Genomic DNA, 13815 nt, shown 5'->3' on the forward strand with positions numbered 1-13815 from the left:
GGGACGTCAGCCAGCCAATCGCACGTACGGGAAGTACGGGAAGTACGGGAAGAGATGTCGGCACCCAATAAGTCGTACGACCCTGTAGAGGTCGAGGCGTTGAAACCGGACGAGATCGAGCGCATGCGGGACGAGGCGCTCGCCGCCTTCGCCGCCGCGGGCTCCCTCGACGCGCTCCAGGAGTCCAAGGTCGCCCACACCGGCGGCACCTCCCCGCTGGCGCTGGCCAACCGCGAGATCGGCGCCCTGCCCCCGCACGCCAAGGCCGACGCCGGCAAGCGCGTCGGGCAGGCCCGCGGCGCGGTGAACAAGGCGCTGGCCGCCCGCCAGGAGGAGCTGGAGGCCGAGCGCGACGCCCGGGTCCTGGTCGAGGAGGCCGTGGACGTCACGCTGCCCCACGACCGCGTCCCGGCCGGCGCCCGCCACCCGCTGACCACGCTGTCCGAGCGCATCGAGGACGTCTTCGTCGCCATGGGCTACGAGGTCGCCGAGGGCCCCGAGGTCGAGGCCGAGTGGTTCAACTTCGACGCCCTCAACATCGGCCCGGACCACCCCGCCCGCGGCGAGGCGGACACCTTCTTCGTGAAGGGCCCCGAGGGCGGCACCGAGTCCGGTGTCGTGCTGCGCACCCACACCTCCCCGGTGCAGATCCGCTCCCTGCTCCAGCGCGAGCTGCCGGTGTACGTGATCTGCCCCGGCCGCGTCTACCGCACCGACGAGCTGGACGCGACGCACACCCCCGTCTTCCACCAGGTCGAGCTGCTCGCCATCGACGAGGGCCTGACCATGGCGGACCTCAAGGGCACCCTGGACCACATGGTGCAGGCCCTGTTCGGGGAGGGCATGAAGACCCGGCTGCGCCCGGACTTCTTCCCCTTCACCGAGCCCAGCGCCGAGATGGACATGCTCTGCTACGTGTGCCGTGGCGAGTCCGTCGGCAACCCCGACCGGCCCTGCCGCACCTGCTCCAGCGAGGGCTGGATCGAGCTGGGCGGCTGCGGCATGGTCAACCCGCGGGTGCTCGTCGCCTGCGGCGTCGACCCGGAGAAGTACAGCGGCTTCGCCTTCGGGTTCGGCATCGAGCGGATGCTGATGTTCCGGCACAGCGTCGAGGACATGCGAGACATGGTCGAGGGTGACGTCCGGTTCACCCGGCCGTTCGGGATGGAGATCTGATGCGGGTCCCGCTTTCCTGGCTGCGGGAGTACGTCGACCTGCCGGCCACCGAGACCGGCCGCGACGTGCAGGCCAAGCTGATTTCGGCCGGCCTGGAGGTCGAGGCGGTCGAGCACCTCGGCGCCGACCTCAAGGGCCCGCTGGTGGTCGGCCAGGTGCTGACCATCGAGGAGCTGGAGGGCTTCAAGAAGCCGATCCGCTTCTGCACCGTCGCCGTGGGTGCCGCCAACGGCACGGGTGAGCCGCAGGAGATCGTCTGCGGCGCCCGCAACTTCGCCGTCGGCGACAAGGTCGTCGTCGTCCTGCCCGGCGCCACTCTGCCCGGCGGCTTCTCCATCGCCGCCCGCAAGACGTACGGCAAGACCTCGCACGGCATGATCTGCTCCGCCGACGAGCTGGGCATGGGCGACGACGGCACGCACGGCATCATCGTGCTGCCGCCCGAGACCGAGGTCGGCAAGGACGCGATCGAGCTGCTCGAACTGGTCGACGAGGTCCTGGACATCGCCGTCACCGCCGACCGCGGCGACTGCCTGTCGCTGCGCGGCGTCGCCCGCGAGCTGGCCATCTCCTACGGCCTGCCGCTGCGCGACCCGGCGCTGCTCGACGTGCCGGGGCCCAACGCCCACGGGCACCCGGTGAAGATCGCCGACCCCGCCGGCTGCGACCGCTTCACCGCCCGCACGGTGACCGGCCTCAGCCCCGAGGCGCGCTCCCCGATCTGGCTGCAGCGCCGCCTGCAGAAGGCCGGCATGCGCCCGATCTCGCTCGCCGTCGACGTCACCAACTACGTGATGCTGGAGCTGGGCCAGCCGCTGCACGCCTACGACCGCTCCCTGGTCCAGGGCACCATCGGAGTGCGCCGGGCCGAGGGCGGCGAGCACCTCACCACCCTCGACGGTGTCAAGCGCACGCTGACCGCCGAGGACCTGGTCATCACCGACGAGCGCGGCCCGATCGGCCTCGCCGGCGTGATGGGCGGAGCGAACACGGAGATCGCCGACCACGACGACCTCTCGGCCGCCACGGCCGACGTGGTCATCGAGGCGGCCCACTTCGACGCGGTGTCCATCGCGCGCACCGCCCGCCGGCACAAGCTGTCCTCCGAGGCGTCCCGCCGCTTCGAGCGGGGCGTCGACCCGCAGGCCGCGGCAGCCGCCGCGCAGCGCACCGTCGACCTGCTCGTGCTGCTCGCCGGCGGCACCGCCGAGGCGGGCGTCACCGAGATCAGCGCGCCGGCCGCGCCGCACACCATCAGCATGGCCGCCGACCGCCCGGACAAGGTCGCGGGTGTCTCCTACGGCCGCGAGATCGTCGTCCGCCGCCTCCAGGAGGTCGGCTGCGACGTGTACGGGCAGGACGAGCTGCTCGTCACCGTGCCGTCCTGGCGGCCCGACCTCACCGACCCGAACGACCTGGCCGAAGAGGTCATCCGCCTGGAGGGCTACGAGAACCTGCCCTCCACGCTGCCCCGGCCCCCCGCCGGGCGCGGTCTGACCGCCGGGCAGCGGATGCGCCGCCGGGTCGGCCGGGCGCTGGCAGGCGCGGGGTATGTCGAGGCGCCGAACTACCCGTTCGTCTCCGAGCGGGTCTTCGACCAGCTCGGCCTGGCCGCCGACGACCCGGCGCGCCGGGTGGTGCGCCTGGTCAACCCGCTCAGCGACGAGGAGCCCGCGCTGCGGACCTCGCTGCTGCCGGGACTGCTCGGCGCGCTGCGCCGCAACGACGGGCGGGGCGCGCACGACCTGGCCCTCTTCGAGACCGGCCTGGTCTTCCACCCCCGCGCCGAGCAGCGGCCGGCCGTCTCGCTGCCGGTCGACCGGCGCCCGAGCACCGAGGACATCGCCGCGCTGGACGCGGCCCTGCCTGACCAGCCACGGCACGTCGCCGTCGTCATGGCCGGCGCCCGCGAGCAGGCCGGCTGGTGGGGCAGGGGCCGTCCGGCGGACTGGGCCGACGCGGTCGAGGCGGCGCGGACGGTGGCCCGGGAGACCGGGGCGGAGCTGATCGTCCGCAAGGGCCAGTACGGGCCGTGGCACCCGGGCCGCTGCGCCGAGCTGGCCGTCACCGTGGACGGCGCGCCCGTCGTCATCGGGCACGCCGGTGAGCTGCACCCGCGGGTGCTGAAGTCGCTGGGGCTGCCCGCGCGGAGCTGCGCGATGGAGCTGGACCTCGACGCGCTGGCCCTCGCGGGCGACGACACGCCTCGGGCGCCGGGTATCTCGGCCTTTCCCATGGCCACGCAGGATGTCGCCCTGGTGGTGGAGGCGTTCGTGCCGGCCGCCGAGGTGGAGGCGGCGCTGCGGGAGGGTGCGGGTTCGCTGCTGGAGTCCATCCGCCTGTTCGACGTCTACGACAACGCCGAGCAGCTCGGTGAGGGCCGCAAGTCCCTCGCGTACGCGCTCCGCTTCCGCGCGGTCGACCGGACGCTGACGGTGGACGAGGCGTCCGCCGCCCGCGACGCGGCGGTCGCCCTCGCGGGCGAGCGCACGGGGGCCACGCTGAGGGCCTGACGCCCCTCTTGGCAGGGTTGCTTCGCCCAAGGGGGCGGGGGGCTGCGACAGTTCGGCGGCTGCGGGTGCGTCGTGGCCGTTCGCGCAGTTCCCCGCGCCCCTTGGGCGCCCAAGGGGTGGGGGAGCGCTGTGCATGGGCGACTGCGGGTCCGCTGTGGTTGCTCGCGCAGTTCCCCGCGCCCCTAAAAGCAGGGCCGTTCACGGCAAGGGCATTCAGGGGCGCGGGGAACTGCGCGACCAGCCACGACGCTGCCGCAGCCCGCACACCACCGCAGCCGGAACCGGGCCGCCGGACTGTAAGAGGGGGGAGTCGGCGGCCCGGCCAGCCAAGTGAACCGGGGATGGCCGGCCGAGCGGCACCGTACGCGGGCCCCGGAGGCTCGTACTCCGTTCACACCCCGTGTGAGGACCGGGACACTACGCTTACGGCACCCAGTCCCCGCCGGAGCGGCCATGTATCCCAACACCCTCCTCGACGCCATCCTCGACGAGGCCGGCGTCTCGCACGCGGGCCTCGCCGCCCACGTCAACCACGCGGGACGCGCCCGCGGACTCGCCCTGCGCTACGAGCACACCGCCGTGGCCCGCTGGCTGAAGGGCCAGCGCCCCAGGGGCCAGGTCCCCGACCTGATCTGCGAGGTCCTCGCCGCGCGCCTGCACCGCCCCGTCACCCTCGACGACATCGGCCTCGGCGTCCCCGGCGAGCCCGTCACCCCGCACACCGGCTCGCTGTCGGGGTTCGTGGAGCGGGCCACCGCCCTGTGGCGCTCCGACGAGCAGCAGCGCCCGCATGTCCTCGGCGCCCCCGCGCTCACCGGCACGCCCGCGGTGATGCCGGTGTGGGAGTGGGAGAACCCGCCCGAGGACGTCGACGTCTCCCGCGGCGGCCCGCACCGCGTCACCGCCGCCGACCTGGAGATGCTGCGCTGCGCCCGCGCGCACTACGAGCAGATGTACCGCAAGACCGGCGGCGTCGCGACGCGCGTCCGCATCGTCTGCTTCCTCAACTCCGAGACCGCCCCCCTGCTGCGCGGCGGCTACACCGACGCCACCGGCCGCCAACTGCACCGCGCCACCGGCGGGTTGGTGGCGGTGGCCGGCATCTGCGCGTACGACTCCGACGCGCACGGCCTCGCCCAGCGCTACTTCCACCAGGCCCTGCGCCTGGCCAAGGCGAGCGGCGACCGCGGCCTGGGCGCCTACGTCATCGCGCTGCTGGTCAATCAGGCGTTGTTCTTACGGGAGTACCGCCAGGCCGTCGCCTTCGCCGAGGCCGCGCTGCGTACCGCGGGCCGGCACATCACCCCCGCCCTCGCCTCCGACCTGTACGCGATGCAGGCGAAGGCGTACGCCCATCTCGGCGACGCCACCGGCGCGCTGGCCCGTATCCGGCAGGCCGAGCAGGCCGCCGAGCGGATCCGGCGCGGGCACGAGCCGGACGAGACGGGCTACGTCCAACCCGGCCTGGTCAACGTCCAGGTGGCCGAGGCGCTGCTCAGTCTCGGCGAGCTGGCCGCGGCCGGCGAGCACGCCGCCGCGGCGGTCGACACCCCCGCCCACGACCGGGGCCGCGTGCACCGCCTCGCCATGCTCAGCACGGTCGAACTGCGCCGGGGCAACGCGGAGAAGGCGGTGGCCACCGCCGTGCAGATGGCCGAACAGGCCCGGGGCATGGAGTCCCAACGGCTGCGCGACCGGCTCAGGGCGGTGCGCGAGCACCTGGTGCGCAGCGGCGGGTCGGGGACGGTCGAGGCCGCCGAACTGATCGACGGGGCACTGCGCGTACCGCTTTAGCCGCCCCCACTACTACTGCGATTCTGCCACCTAACGAACGAAAGGTGGCAGAACCGTGCAGTGGACGAAAGAGAAAGAACAAACCGTGTACGCGAACCGCTGGTTCAGCGTCAATCTCGCCGACGTCGGGCTGCCCGACGGCCGGCACCTCGACCACTTCCTGATCCGTATGCGCCCGGTGGCCGTGGCCACCGTCGTGAACGAGGCCCAGGAGGTGCTGCTGCTGTGGCGGCACCGGTTCATCACCGACAGCTGGGGCTGGGAGCTGGCCGCCGGCGTGGTCGAGGACGGCGAGGACGTCGCGGTGGCGGCGGCCCGGGAGCTGGAGGAGGAGACCGGCTGGCGGCCCGGACCGCTGCGCCACCTGATGAGCGTGGAGCCGTCCAACGGCCTCACCGACGCCCGGCACCACGTCTACTGGGCGGACGAGGCCGCGTACGTGGGCCACCCCGTGGACGACTTCGAGTCCGACCGCCGGGAGTGGGTCCCGCTCAAGGTCGTCCCCGATCTGGTCGCCCGCGGGGAGGTGCCGGCCGCCAACATGGCGGCGGCGTTACTGCTCCTGCACCACCTGCGCCTGGGCTGACCGGGTCAACGCCCCATCGCCTGCCAGACGGTGACGACCAGGGCGCCGGCCGCCGTGACGGCCGTGATCGTGGGCAGCGGCCAGCGGGCGTGTTCCAGGGAGACGAGCCGGGTGCTCAGCTCGTCCAGTTCCTTCGCCGTCTCCTCGGTGCGATGGCTGAGCAGCGCCAGCCCGCCCTCCACGCGGGCGTAGGCGACGTCCAACCGACGCCGTAACTCTGCGAGTTCACCGGGGGCGAGGGGAAGATGGTCGGGATCGGTGGTCATGGGTCCGCTCCTTTCCGTTCCGGGTGTGGCCCGGATCGACATGTGTGCCATGTACATGATCAGTGAACTCGCCTGGTGGGCGCCTGGGGAGCGTGTGCGGAAGGCATATGCGTGCCCGCCGCGCACACGCCGTGTGAATGGAGCGGGCCCGGCACCTGTGAGGGTGCCGGGCCCGTCGGGGTGCGCGCCTGCGCGTCACTGACCGTAGCTGTAGAAGCCGGAGCCGCTCTTGCGGCCGAGGCGGCCCGCGTCGACCATGCGCTGGAGCAGCGGGGGAGCGGCGTACAGCGGTTCCTTGTATTCCTCGTACATGGAGTAGGCGACCGAGGCGACCGTGTCCAGGCCGATCAGGTCGGCCAGCTTGAGCGGGCCCATCGGGTGGGCGCAGCCCATCTCCATGCCGTTGTCGATGTCCTCGCGGCTGGCGATGCCCGACTCGAACATCCGGATCGCGGAGAGCAGGTACGGGATCAGCAGCGCGTTGACCACGAACCCTGAGCGGTCCTGGGCGCGGATGGCGTGCTTGCCGAGCACCTTCTCGGTGAACAGCTGCGCCCGGCTCAGCGTGCCCTCGGAGGTGGTGAGCGCCGGGATCAGCTCGACCAGCTGCTGGACCGGGGCCGGGTTGAAGAAGTGGATGCCGATCACGCTGTCCGGGCGCGAGGTGGCGACCGCGAGCTTCACCAGTGGGATCGAGGAGGTGTTGGACGCCAGGATCGCGTCGGGGCGGGTCACCACCTGGTCGAGCACCTGGAAGATCTCGGTCTTGACCTGCTCGTTCTCCACCACGGCCTCGATCACCAGATCGCGGTCGGCGAACTCGCCGAGGTCGGTGGTGAAGCTGAGCCGCGCCAGCGTCGCGTCCCGCTCCTCCTCGGTGATCTTGCCGCGCTCGGCGGCCTTGAGCAGCGAGTTGTGCAGCCGGGTGCGACCGATCTCCAGGGCCTCGCCGGTCGTCTCGGCGACCATCACCTCCAGACCGGAGCGCGCGCACACCTCGGCGATGCCGGCCCCCATCTGGCCGCAGCCCACCACGCCGACGCGTGCGATATCTCCCGAGAAGCCGGTCACATCGTCCCTTTCGCTGACCAACGGCTGCCGCAGACCGGCCGGGGTCTCCGGCGCCTGCTCCGATCGAGCACGTTACCTCCGATGTGCCGCGGATCCGTCCTCCGGGTCGGGCATGCTGAGGCCCCGTACACGATCCGTGACCGTGCGGATCCACAGCGTTCAGGAGACCGCTCATGCATCGGATCTCGCGCCGGGCCTTCGCGGTGGCGGCGTTGTCGGCGTTCACCCTGGCCCCCCGCGCCGCGTCCGCGGCACCCGCGCACCGGCCGCACGCCGGGGGCGCGCCCCGCGCGGTGCCGGAGATGCGCGGCATGTGGCTGGCCACCGTCGCGGGCCGGGACTGGCCGAGCCGCCCCGGGCTGCGGGCCGCCGAGCAGCGCGCCGAGCTGACCGCCCTGCTCGACGCGGCGGTGGAGCACCGGCTCAACACGGTCTTCCTCCAGGTGCGCCCCACCGCCGACGCGCTGTGGCCCTCGCCGTACGAGCCCTGGTCGGAGTTCCTCTCCGGCAGCCAGGGCCGGGACCCCGGCTGGGACCCGCTGGGCACCGCCGTCACCGAGGCGCACGCCCGCGGCCTGGAGCTGCACGCCTGGTGCAACCCGTACCGCGTCGCCACCCACGACGAGCCCGCCCGGCTCATCCCCGCCCACCCCGCACGCAAGCACCCCGAGTGGGTGGTGCCCTACGGCGGCAAGCTCTACTACGACCCGGGACAGCCGGAGGTCCGTGCCTTCGTGCAGGACGCCATGGTGGACGCGGTGGAGCGGTACGAGGTGGACGGCCTCCACTTCGACGACTACTTCTACCCCTATCCGGTGGCCGGCCAGAGCTTCGCCGACGCCGGCACCTTCGCCGCGCACGGCAAGGACCACGCCACCAAGGCCGACTGGCGGCGCGCCAACATCGACCTGCTGGTGCGCGAGACGGCGGAGCGGGTGCGGAGCGTGCGGCCCACCGCCCGTTTCGGTGTCAGCCCGTTCGGGGTGTGGCGCAACGCCGCCGACGACGCGCGCGGCTCGGACACCCGGGCGGGCGTGCGGACGTACGACGACCTCTACGCGGACACCCGGAAGTGGGTGCGCGAGGGCTGGCTCGATTACGTCGTGCCGCAGCTGTACTGGTCCATCGGCCAGGACGGCGCCGACTACGCGAAGCTGCTCGCCTGGTGGGCGGATGTCGCTGAGGGCAGCCGGACCGAGCTGTTCGTCGGGGAGGCGCTGTACAAGGCGGGCGGCGAGGCGCAGCCCGCGCCCTGGCAGGACGCGGGCGAGCTCTCCCGCCACCTGGAACTGGCGCGGGAGCACCCGCAGGTGCGCGGCCACGTGTTCTTCTCCGCCCGCGAGGTGGCCGAGGACCGGATCGGCGCACTGGCCCGGGTGGCCGCCGACCACTACGGGGAAGCGGCGCGCGGCGCCGGACGCTGAGAGCCCCTTCAGCCGGTCCCCTCAGCCGATCCCTTCAGGTCAGGTCAGGTACCCGGCCCGCGTGGTCGGGTCCTGGTCCTGCCGCCGGTCCGTGAGCTGCCGCTCCTCGTGCCGGTGGCGGATCTCGGAGTCGGGTCCCGGGGAGCACACCGCCTCGTGCCCGTCCTCGAACCGCACCCGGTACGGCGGACCGCCGCCCCGGCCCATCACCTCGGTGATCTCGGCGACCTTGTCGTGTTCGCCGACCACCCGGCCGTGCTGGACGAGCTGGTCGCCCTGGTTGGCTTGCATGCGCGACGCCTCCTCACCGCAGGTGCCGCTCAGATTCGCTCAGCCTCGGGCCCGCTGGGTGACCGCGATGCAGACGAGAACCGCCGCGGCCGTCAGCGGAGCGGCCACCGGCAGGTGTTCGCCCAGGAGAATTACCGACCACACCAGTGTGAGCAGCGGCTGGGCCAGCTGCAACTGACTGGCCTTGGGGATGCCGATCGCCGCCATGCCCCGGTACCAGACCACCAGGCCGAGGAACTGCGAGCCGACCGCCACCCACAGCAGCCCGGCCACGCCGTGCGCGGTCAGCCGCACCGGCTCGAAGGACAGCGCGACGGCGGCCATCGGCACCGTCAGCGGCAGGCACAGCACCAGCGCCCAGCCGATGACCTGCCAGCCCGGCATCGTCCGGGCCAGCCGCCCGCCCTCGGCGTAGCCCGCCGCGCACACCAGCAGGGCGCCGAAGAGGTAGGCGTCGGCCGAGGTCAGCGCGCCGCCGCTCTGCTGCACCGTGAAGCCGAGCACCGCCGCCGCGCCGGCCAGGGCGGCGGCCCAGAAGGTGCGCGAGGGCCGGGTGCCGAAGCGCAGCGCGGACACCAGCGCCGTGGTCAGCGGCAGCAGGCCGACCACCACGGCGGCGTGCGCGGTGGTCGAGGTCTCCAGGGCGAGCGTGGTCAGCAGCGGGAAGCCCAGCACCACACCGGCGCCCACCACCGCGAGCCCGGCCAGCTCGCGCCGGCCGGGCAGCGGGACGCGCAGTGCCAGCAGGCAGCTGCCGGCGATCAGCGCGGCGAGGACGCTGCGCACGCCGATCAGCGACCAGGGGCCGAAGCCCTCAAGGCCCCAGGCGGTGGCCGGGAAGGTGAGGGAGAAGGCGACGACACCGAGGGCGGCCAGCAGGGTGCCGGAGGACGTGGCGGCCGGCGAGGCGGAGGCGGCGGCGGGCTCGCCGGTCGCGGTGACCGGGGCCTCGACCGCTATCTTCGCATCTGCGGTAGCGCTACTCTTTCTTCTCATGCACCAGCGTAGCAGTGTCGCGGAACTGACGAAAGAGCTGCGGAAGGAGCTCGACCGCTACTCATCCGGCGGAAAGCTCCCGTCCAGCCGAGCCCTCGTCGAGCGCTTCCGGGTCAGCCCGGTGACCGTCTCCCGGGCCCTCGGGCAGCTCGCCGCCGAGGGCCTGGTGGTGACCCGGCCGGGCGCCGGGGCGTTCCGGGCCGACCGGCCGCCGCACGCCGGGCAGGCGCCCGCCGGTGACACCTCCTGGCAGGAGGTCGCGCTCAGCGTCGACGGCTCCGCCGACCTCGTGCCGCGCTCCGTGGACGCCTCCGGGGTCCTCGTCTCGCTGGCCGCGCCGCCGCCCGGCGTCATCGAGTTCAACGGCGGCTACCTGCACCCCTCCCTCCAGCCCGAGCGGGCCATGGCCGCCGCCCTCGCCCGTGCCGGGCGCCGCCCTGGCGCGTGGGGCAGGCCGCCGATGGAGGGGTTGCCGGAGCTGCGGGAGTGGTTCGCGCGGGGGATCGGCGGCGCGATCACCGCCGCGGAGGTGCTGATCACCGCTGGCGGCCAGTCCGCGCTGACCACGACCCTGCGCGCGCTCGCCCCGCCCGGCGCCCCGGTCCTGGTGGAGTCGCCGACCTACCCCGGCATGCTGGCCATCGCGCGGGCTGCCGGGCTGCGCCCGGTGCCGGTCCCGGTGGACGCGGACGGCGTGCGCCCCGCCCTGCTCGCCGACGCCTTCCGGGCCAGCGGGGCCCGCCTCTTCGTGTGCCAGCCGCTGTTCCAGAACCCGACCGGCGCCGTGCTCGCCCCCGAGCGGCGGGGCGAGGTGCTGCGGATCGCCCGGGAGGCCGGGGCCTTCGTGGTCGAGGACGACTTCGTACGGCGGCTGGTGCACGAGGACGCCGGGCCGCTGCCGGCGCCGCTCGCCGCCGACGACCCGGACGGCGTGGTCGTGCACGTCTGCTCGCTGACCAAGGCGACCTCGCCGAGCTTCCGGGTGAGCGCGCTGGCCGCGCGCGGGCCGGTCGTGGAGCGGCTGCGGGCCATCCAGGTGGTGGACACCTTCTTCGTGCCCCGGCCGCTGCAGGAGGCGGCCCTCGAACTCGTCGGCTCGCCCGCGTGGCCCCGCCACCTGCGCGCCGTCGCGGGGGAGTTGCGGGCCCGGCGCGACGCCGTCACCACCGGCCTGCGGCAGCACCTGCCCGCCCTCGCCCTGCCCCACATCCCTTCCGGCGGCTACCACCTGTGGCCCCGGCTGCCCGACGGCACCGACGAGTCGGCCCTGGCGGCGGCGGCCCTGCGCGCCGGGGTCGCGGTCACGCCGGGCCGCCCCTACTTCAGCGCCGAGCCCCCGGCCCCGCACCTGCGGCTGAGCTTCGCGGGAGTCGCCGGGACCGGCGAGATCGCGGAGGGCGTGCGCCGGCTGGCGGCGGCCTGCGCGGAGGTGCTGCCGCTGTCCTAGGAGGCGTCGGCGCGGACGTACTCGGTGGTGAGCAGCAGGTCCTTGGCGGGACCGCCCACCCGCCACACGGTCCGCCAGCGCTCCTCGTCCAGCACGGTGAACTCGCCGCGGTAGAGGTCGGCGGCGCACGGGTGGTCGGCCACGTGACGCCCCTCGGCCAGGTCGAGGAGGTGGAAGGGCCGCCCGTCCGCGAAGCGCACGTCGGCCGTGTTCGGCGTGGGTCCCGGCAGCCAGCGCAGGGTGCGCTCGGCGGGCCGGCTCACACCCTGCCAGGTGAAGCGGCCGTCCTCGCGGCTGAGCAGCCCGCCGCCGTCGAGCGGGCCGAACACCGTGACCCCCGTGAAGCGGCCCTCGGCGCCGCCCGCCAGATCCACCACCGCCCGCTCGGTGCGCCACCGCCCGGCCAGATACGCCAGCACGTCCGGCACCGGCCATCCCGCGCCCATCCCTGTTCTGCCTTCCGCTTCACGACGTCCGTCAGCGCGGGCGCCGGATCCGGACCGGGCCCTTCGCTTCCCGGGGATCGACGACGCGCCCCCGCTGCGTCACCTCGACCTCGCCCGCATCGGCCAGCCCTCGCACAGCCTCCCGCACCGGCTCCATCAGCTCACGCCACCCCTCGTCGTCCCCGTCGTACGCCGCCCGCGCGACGTCTGAGGGGCAGATGCTGGAGGTGGGTGCGCGCTCGTCCAGGAGACCGAGCACGACCCGGGCGAGGGCGTCCACCGCCTCAGCCTGGCACCGGGACGACCGAGCGCGCCACTCAGCGCCTACCCTCACCCGATGACGAGGGCACAGCGAAGCACAGCCGGTACGCGGCTCACGGCGGCGGTCCGACGCGGGGACGCGGAGGCCGTGACCGCCTCGCTGACAGCCGGAGCGGCCCCCGACACGGTCACCGACGACGGCCTGCCGGTCCTGTGCCTGGCGATCGCCGCTTACGACGCCGCCGTCGCGGAGGCGCTCGTCGAGGGCGGCGCGGACCCGGACCGCGAGCTGCCGGACGGCACGACACCGCTGCGCCGGGCCGTCGAGGGCGGCTCCCCGGCGGTGGCGTCGGCGGTGCGCGGCCGAGAATCCCGGCTGCGCCTCCCGGAGGCCGAGCGGGAGCGGCTGCTCGCCCTGGCCCGGTGGTGGTACGAGCGGGGCGTGGAGTCCGGACTTCGCGACCGGACGGGCGCCCCGGGACCGGCGCTCCGCACCCGGATGCCGGACGACGAGTACCACCATGCGACACAGCTGACGCTCGGCGGCCTGACGGCCCGCGACGGGCACGGCGCGATCCTCACCGACCTGGAGTGGGCCTTCCGCGTCCTGACCCCCGTGGACGAACTGGTGGCCAGGGCCGTGGCCTGCCGCGACCCCGACCACGTCGACTGGTGGTCCGCCCGGTGGATCCTCGGCCGACGCCGCAGCAAGGAGACGTGGACGGCCCTCACCACCCACCGCCACGCCCCGGCCCCGGAGACCCGTCGCTTCGTCGTCGACGTGCTCGACACGTACCTCATGTGGTGGCCGTCGAGCCACCGGGACTCCTACGTGGGGGAGACGGCAGACCTGCTCGTCGCCTGGGCCACCGAAGGGGACGACGACCCGGGCGTCCTCGCTGAGGTGCTCCGCGTCCTGAGCGAGACGGAGCACCGGCAGAGCGAGGCCGTCGGACTGCGGCACGCCGGTCACCCGGACCCACGCGTCCGCGCCCGGGTCCCCGATCTGCTGCGCGGCTGGGACCCCCCTGTTCCGCCGCTGAGCGCCGAGGCCCGCGCCGCCCTGCTGGTACTCGCCCGGGACGCGGACTGGCTGGTGCGCGCCGGGGCGGGCCGGGTGCTGACGGCGGTCCACGACGGCAGCGCGGAGTTCACGGACGTCGTCGTCACGCTGCTCCGGGACCCGGTGGCCGATGCCCGGGGCTTCGTCGCGGAGGGGGTCGCGAACGACGTGATCCGCTCGCCGGCGGTCGCCGACGCCCTCGTGGCCCTGCTCGACGAGGCCGACCTGGGAACGCGGCTGAACGCCGCCTACGCCCTCCTCAGGCTGGACGACCCGCGCACCGGGGAGGCCATCGAGCGGGTCGGCCCGCTCTCCCGCCCCGGGTACGAGCACGACCACCGCCTCTCCGCGTTCTGGACCTGGCAGCGGAACCGGGAGAACACGCCCTAGGTGTATTGACCCGCAGCGTTGTTCACACGGCTGATCGGTGGCTTGCCTCCGAGTGCGGTGTGGCCGCGGTGGTGGTTGTAGGTGTGCAGGA

At 74.0% G+C, this 13815-nt stretch carries 12 protein-coding genes and 1 pseudogene; 7 read left to right on the forward strand and 6 right to left on the reverse strand.

Translation table 11 applies throughout. From position 1 onward, the window contains the following. Nucleotides 1–54 precede the first annotated feature (54 nt). The 4 genes from pheS (at nt 55) to ACGFZL_RS25560 (ending at nt 6069) form a co-directional block, all read left to right on the forward strand. The gene (pheS, locus tag ACGFZL_RS25545) at nt 55–1176 is read left to right on the forward strand and encodes a phenylalanine--tRNA ligase subunit alpha (RefSeq protein WP_393695035.1); all 1122 of its coding nucleotides are present in this window, start codon (nt 55–57) and stop codon (nt 1174–1176) included. After that, entirely contained in the window at nt 1176–3689 is a 2514-nt protein-coding gene (gene pheT, locus ACGFZL_RS25550; protein WP_393695037.1) for a phenylalanine--tRNA ligase subunit beta, read from the forward strand. Before pheS ends, pheT begins: the two co-directional genes overlap by 1 nt. A 453-nt stretch (nt 3690–4142) precedes the next feature. Continuing rightward, entirely contained in the window at nt 4143–5483 is a 1341-nt protein-coding gene (locus ACGFZL_RS25555; protein ID WP_355172811.1) for a transcriptional regulator, read from the forward strand. A 55-nt stretch (nt 5484–5538) separates the two neighbouring features. Next, nucleotides 5539–6069 (forward strand): NUDIX hydrolase, encoded by a 531-nt coding sequence (locus ACGFZL_RS25560; RefSeq protein ID WP_355172813.1) that lies wholly within the window; start codon nt 5539–5541, stop codon nt 6067–6069. 5 nt (nt 6070–6074) lie between these two features. Here the strand turns inward: ACGFZL_RS25560 and ACGFZL_RS25565 are convergent, their stop codons facing one another. Together ACGFZL_RS25565 and ACGFZL_RS25570 are read right to left on the reverse strand one after the other, a co-directional pair. Further along, complete coding sequence (locus ACGFZL_RS25565) at nt 6075–6335, reverse strand: hypothetical protein (protein ID WP_355172815.1); 261 nt, start codon at nt 6333–6335, stop codon at nt 6075–6077. A 195-nt stretch (nt 6336–6530) separates the two neighbouring features. Then, nucleotides 6531–7406, reverse strand: coding sequence for a 3-hydroxybutyryl-CoA dehydrogenase (locus ACGFZL_RS25570; RefSeq protein ID WP_355172817.1), 876 nt, complete (start codon nt 7404–7406; stop codon nt 6531–6533). A 173-nt stretch (nt 7407–7579) separates the two neighbouring features. Between ACGFZL_RS25570 and ACGFZL_RS25575 the strand changes: the two genes are divergently transcribed. After that, nucleotides 7580–8830 (forward strand): glycoside hydrolase family 10 protein, encoded by a 1251-nt coding sequence (locus tag ACGFZL_RS25575; protein ID WP_393695041.1) that lies wholly within the window; start codon nt 7580–7582, stop codon nt 8828–8830. Nucleotides 8831–8941: 111 nt separating this feature from the next. Here ACGFZL_RS25575 and ACGFZL_RS25580 read toward each other — a convergent pair. Next, nucleotides 8942–9121, reverse strand: a pseudogene (locus ACGFZL_RS25580) (DUF1918 domain-containing protein); the annotation flags it as partial. Between the two features lie 39 nt (nt 9122–9160). Next, nucleotides 9161–10117 (reverse strand): DMT family transporter, encoded by a 957-nt coding sequence (locus ACGFZL_RS25585; protein ID WP_393695043.1) that lies wholly within the window; start codon nt 10115–10117, stop codon nt 9161–9163. Between ACGFZL_RS25585 and ACGFZL_RS25590 the strand changes: the two genes are divergently transcribed. Then, on the forward strand, nt 10116–11564 hold the full coding sequence (locus ACGFZL_RS25590; protein ID WP_393695045.1) for a PLP-dependent aminotransferase family protein: 1449 nt from the start codon (nt 10116–10118) through the stop codon (nt 11562–11564). The two genes, ACGFZL_RS25585 and ACGFZL_RS25590, sit on opposite strands and share 2 nt — an antisense overlap. Here the strand turns inward: ACGFZL_RS25590 and ACGFZL_RS25595 are convergent. Together ACGFZL_RS25595 and ACGFZL_RS25600 are read right to left on the reverse strand one after the other, a co-directional pair. Then, a complete protein-coding gene (locus ACGFZL_RS25595; protein ID WP_393695047.1) occupies nt 11561–12010 on the reverse strand; it encodes a DUF6314 family protein in 450 nt (149 codons plus the stop codon). The genes ACGFZL_RS25590 and ACGFZL_RS25595 overlap by 4 nt on opposite strands. A 31-nt stretch (nt 12011–12041) precedes the next feature. Further along, nucleotides 12042–12290 carry a DUF3253 domain-containing protein gene (locus tag ACGFZL_RS25600; protein ID WP_355172827.1) on the reverse strand — a complete coding sequence of 83 codons (249 nt, stop codon included), beginning with the start codon at nt 12288–12290 and terminating at the stop codon, nt 12042–12044. 57 nt (nt 12291–12347) lie between these two features. Between ACGFZL_RS25600 and ACGFZL_RS25605 the strand changes: the two genes are divergently transcribed. Next, nucleotides 12348–13724, forward strand: coding sequence for an ankyrin repeat domain-containing protein (locus ACGFZL_RS25605; protein WP_393695049.1), 1377 nt, complete (start codon nt 12348–12350; stop codon nt 13722–13724). The last annotated feature ends 91 nt before the right edge of the window (nt 13725–13815 follow it).

The sequence above is a fragment of the Streptomyces sp. NPDC048182 genome (genome assembly GCF_043202555.1).
GTDB lineage: Bacteria > Actinomycetota > Actinomycetes > Streptomycetales > Streptomycetaceae > Streptomyces.